The 11,666-nt window shown below is 72.3% G+C and carries 9 protein-coding genes and 1 pseudogene; all 10 read left to right on the forward strand.

All coding sequences use genetic code 11. The annotated features are described in order from the left end of the window. Positions 1-13: 13 nt before the first annotated feature. Complete coding sequence (locus G6R24_RS12915; protein WP_175084408.1) at positions 14-511, forward strand: NUDIX domain-containing protein; 498 nt, start codon at positions 14-16, stop codon at positions 509-511. Between the two features lie 154 nt (positions 512-665). Next, the gene (locus G6R24_RS12920; RefSeq protein WP_163549501.1) at positions 666-1,442 is read left to right on the forward strand and encodes an MIP family channel protein; all 777 of its coding nucleotides are present in this window, start codon (positions 666-668) and stop codon (positions 1,440-1,442) included. A gap of 129 nt (positions 1,443-1,571) precedes the next feature. Next, a complete protein-coding gene (locus G6R24_RS12925; RefSeq protein WP_225438469.1) occupies positions 1,572-2,294 on the forward strand; it encodes a TetR/AcrR family transcriptional regulator in 723 nt (240 codons plus the stop codon). Between the two features lie 1,116 nt (positions 2,295-3,410). Beyond that, on the forward strand, positions 3,411-4,247 hold the full coding sequence (locus G6R24_RS12930) for an SDR family NAD(P)-dependent oxidoreductase (RefSeq protein ID WP_163549502.1): 837 nt from the start codon (positions 3,411-3,413) through the stop codon (positions 4,245-4,247). A 170-nt stretch (positions 4,248-4,417) separates the two neighbouring features. Then, positions 4,418-5,455: a squalene synthase HpnC gene (gene hpnC, locus G6R24_RS12935; RefSeq protein ID WP_163549503.1), complete on the forward strand. Its 1,038-nt coding sequence runs from the start codon at positions 4,418-4,420 to the stop codon at positions 5,453-5,455. Further along, positions 5,452-6,366 carry a presqualene diphosphate synthase HpnD gene (hpnD, locus tag G6R24_RS12940; protein WP_163549504.1) on the forward strand — a complete coding sequence of 305 codons (915 nt, stop codon included), beginning with the start codon at positions 5,452-5,454 and terminating at the stop codon, positions 6,364-6,366. The genes hpnC and hpnD overlap by 4 nt, the downstream gene beginning before the upstream one ends. Further along, positions 6,363-8,096 carry a hydroxysqualene dehydroxylase HpnE gene (gene hpnE / locus G6R24_RS12945; protein ID WP_163549505.1) on the forward strand — a complete coding sequence of 578 codons (1,734 nt, stop codon included), beginning with the start codon at positions 6,363-6,365 and terminating at the stop codon, positions 8,094-8,096. The genes hpnD and hpnE overlap by 4 nt, the downstream gene beginning before the upstream one ends. Continuing rightward, complete coding sequence (locus G6R24_RS12950) at positions 8,093-9,109, forward strand: polyprenyl synthetase family protein (protein ID WP_163549506.1); 1,017 nt, start codon at positions 8,093-8,095, stop codon at positions 9,107-9,109. Before hpnE ends, G6R24_RS12950 begins: the two co-directional genes overlap by 4 nt. A 93-nt stretch (positions 9,110-9,202) precedes the next feature. Then, the gene (locus G6R24_RS12955) at positions 9,203-11,383 is read left to right on the forward strand and encodes a terpene cyclase/mutase family protein (protein WP_163549507.1); all 2,181 of its coding nucleotides are present in this window, start codon (positions 9,203-9,205) and stop codon (positions 11,381-11,383) included. Then, positions 11,380-11,666 (forward strand): annotated as a pseudogene (locus tag G6R24_RS12960) (hypothetical protein); the annotation flags it as partial. The gene G6R24_RS12955 and the pseudogene G6R24_RS12960, both read left to right, overlap by 4 nt.

Genomic DNA, 11,666 nt, shown 5'->3' on the forward strand with positions numbered 1-11,666 from the left:
GACCTTCCCGCCGATGGCGCGGCCCTTCGCGGCGGCCGGTGCCCTGTTCTTCGATGACCAGCAGCGGGTCCTGCTGGTCGAGCCGTCCTACAAACCCGGTTGGGACATTCCCGGGGGCTTCGTCGAACCCGGTGAGTCGCCGTACGCGGCCTGCGTGCGTGAGGTGGAGGAGGAACTCGGCATCACCCCGCCGATCGGCGAGCTGCTGGCCGTCGACTGGGCGCCGCGCCCACACGACGGCTGGCTCGAGGGCGAGATGCTGCTGTTCGTCTTCGACGGCGGGCGGCTCACCGATGACTGGCGCGAGCGCATCCAGTTGGACATGGACGAACTCGTCAACTTCGCCTTCGTGCCGATCGACGAGGTGGGTGCGCTGCTACCCCCGCTGCACGCCCGACGGGTCACCGCCGCCGCCCGGCTGCGCGGCACCTCGCGGCGGGCCGGCTACCTCGAGTACGGCGCCGAGCGTCCCGCCAGCACGGACGGCGCGGTCACCTCCCGAGCGCGCTGAGCACCGACGGGCACGCTCCGTCGCCGCCCAGGCTGGTCACCCGGCGAACTTCGGGACTCTGTGGAACCATTTCAGGACCCGTAGTTATCAAGGTGGACGCGTCCCGCGGTCCGGCCACGGCTCGTGGCGCGTCCCGGTGTAGGGGGGAGGCCACGTGCGTAGGTACCTGGCCGAAGGAATCGGAACGTTCGTCCTGGTCTTCGGGGGTGTGGGAACGGCGGTGCTGGCCGGCGACGTGATGGGCACCCTCGGGATCGCCTTGGCCTTCGGGCTGGCGTTGCTGGTGATCGTCTATGTGATCGGTCCGATCTCGGGCGCGCACGTGAACCCGGCGGTGACCCTGGGTCTGTTGTTGTGCCGCAAGATCCAGCCTCGGCACGCGGTCGGCTACGTGGTCGCCCAGTGCGTCGGCGGCATCATCGCGGCGGCCACGGTGTGGCTGCTCGCCGACTCGGGTCCGTTCGGCTACTCGGCCGGGACCAGGGGACTCGGCGCCAACGGCTACGGCGCCCACTCACCGGGCGGCTTCGGCCTCGGCGGTGTCTTCCTCGTCGAGGTGCTGCTCACCGCGCTGCTGGTGTTCACCGTGCTGGGGGCGACCGATGTCAGGGCGCCCTTCGGGTTCGCGGGCCTCGCGATCGGCCTGGTGCTCACCCTGTGCCATCTGATCAGCATCCCGATGGACGGAACGTCGGTGAACCCGGCCCGTTCGCTCGGGCCGGCCGTGTTCGTCGGCGGCTGGGCGGTGGGTCAGCTGTGGCTGTTCGTCGTCGCGCCGCTGCTCGGCGCTGTTCTGGCGGCCGCCGCCTACCTCGGTCTGCGGCCGGGGCCGCGGATCAGCGCGTCCACCGCGGAGCGTGACCTGCCGCAGGAGTCGCTGAGTCGGATAGCGCAGGAGACCGCCCGCCTCATCCGCGGCGGCGTCGAGTGAACCCTCGGTCGCGCTAGCGAAGCTGGCCGGCGGCACCTCGGTGGCGATCGGCCGATCCGGACGCACAGACTTACCGATCGATCGGTAGGTTGGGGATGACGGCAACATCTGGGCGTACTGGATCGGAGAGTGAGCACCACCATGCCCGCACAGGTGCGCCCCCTGGCCAAGCCCGCGCAGTCACCACAGTCCGCGCGGTCACCACAGTCCTCCCGGTCCTCGGGAGATACCCGGTCGCGCATCCTCGCCGCCGCCGCCGCCCTGTTCAGCGAGCAGGGCTACGCCGGAACGTCGGTGCGGGACATCTCCGAGCGACTCGGTGTGACCAAGGCGGCGCTTTACTACCACTTTCCGTCGAAGGAGACCATCCTCGACGCGTTGCTCGAACCGTTCGTGCAGGACCTCGGGCGGCTGGCGGAGCTGACGCGCCAGACGCCATCGCCGAGCCCCGACCTGGTGATCGAGCGGATCGCCGAGGTGATGGCCAGTGCGGGCGGGATGCTGCTGTTACTGGCGGACGATCCCTCGATCATCCACCGGCGGATCGGCGAGCAGGACATGCTCTCGCTGCAGCGCATGCTCGTGCGGGTCCTGGCCGGTCCGGACCCGTCGGAGGCACGGCTGCTGCGGGCCCGCTGCGCGATCGGAGCGCTGAAGGCCGGCATCATGGGCCGCGCCCTGGAACGGGCCACCGCCGTGGCCTGCTCGGTCACGGCGACCGGCCCGGCCGCGCCGGCCGCCTCGATCGCCTCGTCGTGCCTGGTCACCAGCGAGGAGCGGCGGGAGATCGTGGCCGCCGCACTGGCCGCGCTGGGCAGCGAGGCCCCGGTGGTTGTCCGGCCCCGCGGGTAGGCCGGGATTCGGCCGCGACCGAAAGCCGGATCCCGGTGATCGGCGGACCGGAAACCATCCGGGTAACCATCCGGGTAACCACCCGGGGTAGGGCCTCCGCCGGATGGTCGGACGACCCGATCATCCCCGGTTATCGGTAATCGGGTGGATCGACTGGGTATCCGATCGGGGGTCCCCCTCCTGGTATGACCAACGAACGTGCCGGTGTCGTCGTAGTGTTCGCCACATCTGGACCATCGGCGGACATGAAGAGAGGCGATGTGTCGGATATCACGAGTGGCCGGATATGCCGGCCGAAGGCTCGTCCGCGATGTTCGGTAAATCGTCGCTTTCGAACCTCTTTGTGAGTGCCGGTAGGGTGTTGTCGTGTGGAGGATGGATCAGCGCTGAGACGATGCCCGACCGGGTCGTCCTGTCCGCGGTGTCGACCTGTTCACCGCGGCGCGGGAGGTGTGCCGAATGCGCCTGGTTCCCGGTTGGTTGGCGTCGTCGGGCCCGTTCGGGCCGGGGCGGCGGAGGGTCGTCGCCCACTGCGGCCACGGGGCTGTGCAGCCCGTTTGGGCCGGTCGAGTGCCGGGGAGTCCCCATCCGGGTCGGTGTGTGAATCCGCCCCCCACAATGTGGTGAGAAATCACCGTAATCGTCCGCCCATGAAGTGGTCGTCCGGTTACCCGGAAGATCCCGAAACCATCATGGGTCCGTCAAACGGGTCACTCGCCCGGCGTTGACGGGAGTCACCTCCCTGACCGGAGGGGCATCGCCCGACAGGGAGTGTGATAGGGAGTGCGGAGCCACCCACGGGGTTCCACCCACCCGATGTCGCCCATCTGACCATGGACGATCCGGCGATCGGACGGTGGAATGGAGGAGGCGGTGGACGCGCTCGCGCGGCGCTGCCGATGCACCGTGGTCCGCAGTTCGACAGTTGATATCGAGTAGCTGTTCCGGTCGGTCAGGTCCTGTGCCCGGGGCCATCGCGCCGATCCGGCGGACGAGTTCGCGCGATCGCACCACCTCGCGACGCGGGGCGAGATGAGTGGGGAAAGTAGTAGGTGACGTGCAACCAGTGCCCGCGGGGGAGAACTGCGTGAAAGGAACGACCGGAAGTGGTGTGTCATGAGCACACGGTCCCGGCCTGCTTTCCGTGACGGAGGGTTGACCGTTCTCGCCAACCGGGTCGCGCGCACGGGCGCGACCATGCCAGCCTGGCCGCCGCGCACGGCGGTCGTCACCGGCGCCTCGAGTGGCATCGGTCGCGAGGCCGCGCTGCTGCTGGCCGCCGGTGGCTGCCGCTCGCTGCTCGTCGGACGCAACGGCGCCGCCCTGGACGAAGTCGCTGCTGCTACGGAGAGTCACCGCATCGCGGTCGACCTGGCTGTCCCAGGAGCCGAGATCAATGTGGCCTCCCGGGCCACGGAACTGCTTGGAGACATCGATCTGGTGGTGTGCTCGGCCGGGCTCGGCGCGGCCGGCCCGTTCGACACGATGTCGCCCGACGCGATCGCACAGCTCGTCGCGGTCAACGTCCTGTCGCCAATGGCGCTGGTCAGGGCCATGCTACCGGCCATGCTCGACCGGGGCCACGGCCGCATTCTGATCGTCGGCAGCATCGCCGGCTCGCTCGGCGTGCGCGGTGAGGTCGCCTACTCCGCCACCAAGGCGGCGATGGTGGGCTTCACCGACGCGTTGCGGGCCGAGGTCGGGCGACGCGGCATCACGGTGACACTGTGCATCCCAGGTGTGGTGGACACGCCGTTCTTCCAACGGCGTGGGGCGCCCTACGTGCGTCGCTGGCCGCGGCCGATCCCGCCCGCACTTGTCGCGGAGCGGATGCTCGTCGCCACCGGCAGGGGGCGCGCCGAGGTCTGGACGCCGGCCTGGCTGCGTGGCGCGGTGCGTATCCACGACGCTGTGCCGTCGGTGTACCGGGGGCTGGCCGGGGTGTTCGGATGATCCGTTCCGCCCCGGCCGCCCGGCGGACGCGACCCGTCCCGGCTGACCACCTGGTCGACTATCGGCGCTGACCCTCGATAGTCCGAGTCGCGGCGCCGGTTACGGCGTTCGCGCAGTCCCGATCCGGCACACCGCGCCCGGAGTGCGGACCGTCATCGAAGGAGAGGCGTATGACCGCTATCGACGCCCCAACCGGGCCACCGCGCACGACCGGGCTGACCACCTCCGCCGACCAGCTGCTGCTCGCCGCGCCGGCGGAGAACTTCCCGGTCGCACCGATCGTCCTGCCGGCCGCCGTGCGCACCCACTTCAACGCGTTGTACGCCTACTGCCGCTTCGTCGACAACCTCGGTGACGAGGCCGACGGCGACCGGTTGGCGCTGCTGGACCGGCTCGACGTCGACCTCGCGGTGATCTGGGCCGGCGGTGAGCCGGAACTGCCCGTACTGCGCCGGCTCGCCCCGACCGTGCGGGCCTGCGACCTGCCGGCCGAGCCGTTCGAGCGGCTGGTCGAGGCCAACCGGCAGGACCAGCTGGTCACCCGGTATGAGACCTTCGACGACCTGGTGCGTTACTGCACCCTGTCGGCCGACCCGGTCGGCCGGATGGTGCTCGGCGTGTTCGGTCTGGCCACCCCCGACCGGGTGCTGCTCTCCGACCGGGTCTGTACCGCGCTCCAGCTGGTCGAACACTGGCAGGACGTCGCCGAGGACCTCGCCGCCGGGCGGATCTACCTCCCGCTGGAGGACCTGGACGCCTTCGGGGTGACCGAGGACGACCTGCGCGCACCCAGCGCCGGTCCGGCGGTGCGGCACCTGATGGCCTTCGAGGTCACCCGCGCCCGCGCCGTGATCGACGCGGGCGCGCCGCTGGTCTCGATGGTGCCGGGTCGCCTGCGCCTGGCCCTGGCCGGTTTCGTCGGTGGCGGCCGGTCCGCGCTCGACGCGATCCGGCGGGCCGACTACGACGTGCTCAGCGGCACGCCGAAGGCGGCGAAGCCGCGGATGGCCGCTGCCATCGCCCTCGCCCTGGCCCGCTCGGCCGCCCGCGGTTCGGGTGCCGCGGCCAGCACCGCCGCCGCGGTGGCCAGCGCCACCAGCGCCGGCGGCCTGCCCGCCCGACCACCGGCGACCGGCGACCCCGCCGGCGGCTCGGTCGGCGGCTCCGCTGTGGCGGGACGCTCCGGTGTGGCGGGTGGCGGCCGATGAGCGCCGAGTTCCCGCGCCTGGTCGGCCGGCCGACCGTCGTCGAGGCGTACGCGTCCTGTGAGGCGCTGACCCGCGAGGCGGCTCGTAACTTCTCCTACGGCATCCGGTTGCTGCCGCCGGACAAGCGTGGCGCGCTGTCCGCCGTCTACGCCCTGTCGCGCCGCCTCGACGACATCGGCGACGGTGACCTGCCCGACGCCGAGAAGCTCGCCGGTCTCGCCGAGGTGCGGGCCGAGGTGAACGACCTCGGGGAGAACAGCTCCACCGACCCGGTCTACGTCGCGCTGGCCGACGCCGCCCGCCGCTTCCCGATCCCGTTGGAGGCGTTCATCGAGCTCGCCGACGGTGTCGAGAGCGACGTCCACGGCTCGACGTACGAGACCTTCGACGACATGGTCGGCTACTGCCGGCTGGTCGCCGGCACCATCGGACGGCTGTCGCTGGGCATCTTCGGCACCGAACAGGCCGCGTCCGTGCGCGACGCCCCGGCGGTCGCCGACGCGCTCGGGGTGGCGCTGCAGCAGACCAACATCCTGCGTGACGTCCGCGAGGACCTGCTCGGCGGTCGGATCTACCTGCCCGCCCGCGAACTCGAGGACTTCGGCGTCGACCTCACCGTGGACGCCAGCGGCCGTCTGGGCGGACCCGAGGTGGCGCTGCTGGGCTACCTGCGTTTCGCCGCGCAGCGGGCCGAGGACTGGTACGACCGCGGCATGGTGCTGCTCGACCTGCTCGACCGGCGTAGCGCCGCCTGCTGCGGTGCGATGGCCGGCATCTACCTGCGGCTCAACCGTCGGATCAAGAACGAGCCGGCCGCCGTGCTGGAGAGCAGGCTGGCGCTGCCCAGCTGGCAGAAGGCCGTCGTCGCCGCCCGTAGCCTCGCCGGACGCCCCGAGACGAGCGCCGCATGAGCGCCGCCGGGACGGACGGTCAGCCGCACCTGGTCGTCATCGGCGGGGGCCTGGCCGGGATGGCCGCGGCGCTGGTCGCCGCCGACGCCGGCGCCCGGGTGACGATGCTCGAGGCCCGGCCGCGCCTCGGCGGGGCGACGACGTCGTTTCGCCGCGGCGAGCTGTGGATCGACACCGGTCAGCACGTGTTCATGCGCTGCTGCACCGCCTACCGCGGGCTGATCGCCCGCCTCGGCGTGACCCACCTGACCACCCTGCAGCCCCGGTTGGACGTCCCGGTGCTGCTCGGTGCGACCCAGACCCGCACCCGGCTGCGCCGCACCAGTGTGCGCCTGCCCGCGCCGCTGCATCTCGCGCCGGCGCTGCTGGGCTACAAGGCGCTTCCGCTGGCCGAACGGATCCGGGCCGGGCTCGCGGCGTTCCAGCTCGGCCGGCTCGACGAACGCTCCCCGCGGGTGGACAGCGGTTCGTTCGGAGCCTGGCTCGCCAGCCACGGTCAGGGCCCGGCGGCGACCAGCGCGCTGTGGGAGCTGCTGACCGTGGCGACGCTGAACCTGCCCGCGGACGAGGCCTCGCTGGGCCTGGCCGCCAAGGTGGTGCGCACCGGCCTGCTGGAGGCCGCCGACGCCGGCGACATCGGCTGGGCGGAGGTGCCGCTGTCGCGCCTGCACGGTGACGCGGCGCTGGCGGCCCTGACCGCGGTCGGCGCGGACGTGCGCACCGGTGTGAAGGTGCGCTCGGTCACCGCGGACGGCGCGGGCTGGCGGGTCGCGGTGACCGCCGGCGGTACCAGCCGGGGTGAGGCCGTGCCCGGGGCGGACCCGTCCGGTTCGCTGTACGCCGACGCGGTGGTGCTCGCCACCCCGGCGCCGGCGGCCGCGGGGCTGCTGCCCGACGGCGCCACCGTCGACGCGCGGCGGCTGCACGCGCTCGGCGACTCGCCGATCATCAACGTGCACATGATCTACCCGCGTCAGGTGATCGAGGGCCCGTTCCTCGCGGTCGTCGACTCGCCGATCCAGTGGATCTTCGACCGGACGATCTCCTCGGGCCTGGCCGCCTCCGGGCCGCCCGGAGCACAGTACCTGGCGCTGTCTCAGTCGGCCGCCGAGCCGTGGATCAACATGCCGGCCGGCGACGTCGCGACGCTGTTCACCGAGGAGATGGCGCGGCTGTTCCCGGCCGCGCGGGCCGCCGAGCCGATCGAGGTCTTCGTGACCCGGGAGCGTACAGCGACCTTCCGACAGGTGCCCGGTTCGCTCGCGTTGCGCCCGGGCGCGTCGACCGGCCTGGCGCACTTTGCCCTGGCCGGCACCTACACCGACACCGGCTGGCCGGCGACCATGGAATCGGCCGTGCGTAGCGGAGTCGCTGCGGCCCGTGAGAGCCTGGCGGGCATGGGGGTAGTCGTGGGGGACCTGGCCGACCTGGCCGAGCGGCCCTCGGCCGCGCCAGCCGTGCCAGCCGTGCCAGCCGCACCGGCTGTGTCGGCCGTGTCGGCTGGGCCAGCGGTGTCGGCTGGGCCAGCGGCGTCGGCGGCGCGGGGCGGGCTCGCGGTGGAGCCACGGCAGGCGTCAGACGACCTGCCGGACAGACCAGAACCATCGGATTCGTCGGATTTTCCGGATCCACGGGGAGCGAACGCGACAGCCGCCGGTTCCACGGCGGCTGTCGGACCGGTGACCACCGGCCAGCAGGAGCACTCATCCACAGGGGGATTCCCGGTATGACCATGACGGTTCCGGATGCGATCGAGCGGGGGAGGACCCTCACCGTCCCGGCGCTGCGCGCCGTGGTGGACCGCCTGAACCCGCGTCTTCGCCACGTTGTCGCCTACCACCGCGGCTGGGTCGACGCCGAGAACAAGCCACTGACCGGCTCGGGCGGCAAGCTCGTCCGTCCGGCGTTGGCACTGCTGTCGGCCGAGGCTGCGGGCGCGCCGCCGGAGGTGGGCCTGCCAGCCGCCTGCGCCGTCGAGCTCGTGCACGACTTCTCGCTGCTGCACGACGACCTGATGGACGGCGACCGCGAGCGCCGCCACCGCGCGACGGCGTGGACGGTCTTCGGGGCCGACGGTGCGATCCTGGCCGGCGACGCCCTGCTCGGGCTCGCCGTGCAGATCCTGCTCGAGGTCGAGGGCGACCCGGCGCGCCGGGCCGCGCTGATCCTCAGCGCCGGTGTCCAGGACCTGGTCCGCGGCCAGGCCGAGGACCTGATGTTCGAAAGCCGCACCGACGTGACGGTCGCGGACACGCTGCAGATGGAAGACGGCAAGACCGGCGCGCTGCTGGCCTGCTCGGCGTCGCTGGGCGCCGTGCTCGCCGGGGCCGGCGACGAGATGGTCGACGGCCTGGCCGAGTACGGTTCGCGCCTGGGCACCGCCTTCCAGCTCATCGACGACCTGCTCGGCATCTGGGGCGACCCGGCCGTCACCGGCAAGCCGGTGCTCTCCGACCTGCGTTCGCGCAAGAAGTCGGTGCCGGTGGTCGTGGCGCTGGAGGCCGGCGGAGCCGCCGCCGACGAACTGCGCGCCTTCCTGACCGCGTCGGGTGAGTCCACCGAGGCGGAACTGAGGCACATCGCCGAACTCGTCGAGCGGGCCGGTGGCCGGGAATGGACCACCGCCGAGGCCGACCGGCAGCTCAAGGCCTGCGAGAGCGTTCTGCGCTCGCTGTCGATGCCGGCGCAGGTCGAGGCCGAGCTGCTCGCCCTCGCCCGTTTCGTGACCGAGCGCGATAGCTAGGAGGCCGCAGGTGCGCACCGGCGCTCACGCGGTCGGCGATCACCCCGACGATCGCCTGTTTGACCATCGCCCGTACGACGAGGGGAGTCGTCGATGAGCCTGACTTCGGACCCGTCCCCGGCTGCTCCGTCCGCGCAGGAGACTCCGAAGCGGCCCGCCATCCCGGTGCCCGCCACCGCCGAGGCCTATGGGATCTCCCGGTCGTCGCCGCCGCTGACCGAGGAGGCGGCGGCGCCGACCAGCCCACCGGACGCGTCGGGTGCGGTGACCGCGCCGGTCGCCGCGCACCTCGCCGTCACGGCCAGCGCCCAGGTCGCGACGCAGCGAGCCCGTGACCATCTCCTCGCCCTCCAGGCGGACGAGGGATGGTGGAAGGGCAACCTCGAGACCAACGTCACGATGGACGCCGAGGACCTGTTCATGAAGCAGTTCCTCGGCATCCGTGGCGCCGAGGAGACCGAGCAGACCGCCCGCTGGATCCGCTCCCAGCAGCAGCCCGACGGCAGCTGGGCCACCTTCTACGGTGGCCCGGCGGACCTGTCGACCACTGTCGAGGCCTACATCGCGCTGCGACTGGCCGGGGACGCGGTCGACGCGCCGCACATGGCGCGGGCCGCCGAACTCGTCCGGGAGCAGGGCGGCATCGCCGCCTCCCGGGTGTTCACCCGGATCTGGCTGGCGGCGCTGGGCCAGTGGTCCTGGGACGACGTGCCGGTGATCCCGCCGGAGCTGATCCTGGCGCCGTCCTGGCTGCCGCTGAACGTCTACGACTTCGCCTGCTGGGCGCGCCAGACGATCGTCGCGCTCACGATCGTCGGTTCCCTGCGCCCGGCGCATGACCTCGGCTTCGACATCGATGAGCTCAAGGTGGCGGCGCCGCCCCGCAAGCGGGCGCCCCTGCGCAGCTGGGAGGGAGCCTTCGAGCGGCTCGACAAGCTGCTGCACCGCTACGAGCGTCGGCCGATCAAGCTGCTGCGCAGCCTGGCGCTGCGCCGGGCCGCCGAGTGGGTCGTCGCCCGCCAGGAGGCCGACGGCTGCTGGGGCGGCATCCAGCCGCCCTGGGTGTACTCGGTGATGGCCCTGCACCTGATGGGCTACCCGCTCAACCACCCGGTGATCGCCGCCGCGTTCCGTGGCATGGACCGCTACGTGATCCGCCGGGACACCCCCGAGGGCCCGGCCCGCCAGATCGAGGCCTGCCAGTCACCGGTGTGGGACACCGCGCTCGCCGTCGTCGCGCTCTCCGACGCCGGCGTCCCCGGTAACCATCCGGCGATGGTGAAAGCCGGCAGATGGCTGGTGGACGAGGAGGTCCGGGTCGCCGGCGACTGGGCGGTGCGCCGCCCCGAACTCGCCCCCGGCGGCTGGGCGTTCGAGTTCGACAACGACTTCTACCCGGACGTCGACGACACCGCCGAAGTCGTCCTGGCGCTGCGCCGCCTGCTCGGTGACGGACACGCCTCGGTCACCGGCGCCGGCCGGGCCGGTTCACACGGCGGTGCCGGGGCTTTCGGTAGCCGGCCGAACACGGTGGAGGATGCCGATCCGGCGCTCGCCGCCGCGATCCGCGCCGCCGCCGCCCGCGGGGTCGACTGGAGCGTCGGGATGCGCTCGTCCAACGGCGCCTGGGGTGCCTTCGACGCCGACAACGTCCAGATGCTCGCGATGAAGATCCCGTTCTGCGACTTCGGTGAGGTCGTCGACCCACCGTCGGCGGACGTCACCGCCCACCTGGTCGAGATGCTCGCCGACCTGGGCCGCTCCGATCACCCGATCACCCAGCGGGCGGTGCAGTGGCTGCTGGACAACCAGGAGCCGGGCGGTTCCTGGTTCGGCCGGTGGGGCGTCAACCACGTGTACGGCACCGGTGCGGTCGTGCCGGCGCTCATCGGCGCCGGTGTGCCGACCGACCACCCGGCGATCACGGCATCGGTGCGCTGGCTGCTCGAACACCAGGCTCCCGAGGGCGGCTGGGGTGAGGACCTGCGCTCCTACACCGACCCGGCCTGGATCGGACGTGGCGCGCTCACCGCGTCACAGACCGCCTGGGCCCTGCTCGCCCTGCTCGCCGTCGACCCGCACAGCCTCGCGGTCAAACGCGGGGTTCGGTGGCTGTGCGAGACCCAGCGTCCGGACGGCACCTGGGACGAGCCCCACTTCACCGGCACCGGCTTCCCCGGGGACTTCTCCCTGAACTACAACCTGTACCGGCTGGTCTTCCCTCTGACCGCACTCGGCCGGTACGTGAGCCTCACCGGGGTAACGACACCATGAACACCTCCGCATCCCCGGGCGGGGACGGCACCGTCGCCGGAGAGCATCCGACGCCGGTGGCCGTGCCCGCGGTGATCCCCGCCCAGGACACGCTGTCACCGTCCGTTCCCTCCAGAGCACCCGCGGACCCGTCGCGCGCGCCCGTGCTGCCCTTCCGCACACCGGCCGCCGGCGCCCGTCGCCCCACCGCCGCCGCTGCCCCCGTGGCTGCCACCTCCACCACCATCCCGGCCGTCACCATCCCGGCCGTCACCATCCCGGCCGTCACCATCCCGGCCGTCAC

The organism is Candidatus Frankia nodulisporulans, assembly GCF_902806475.1.
Classification (GTDB): domain Bacteria; phylum Actinomycetota; class Actinomycetes; order Frankiales; family Frankiaceae; genus Frankia; species Frankia umida.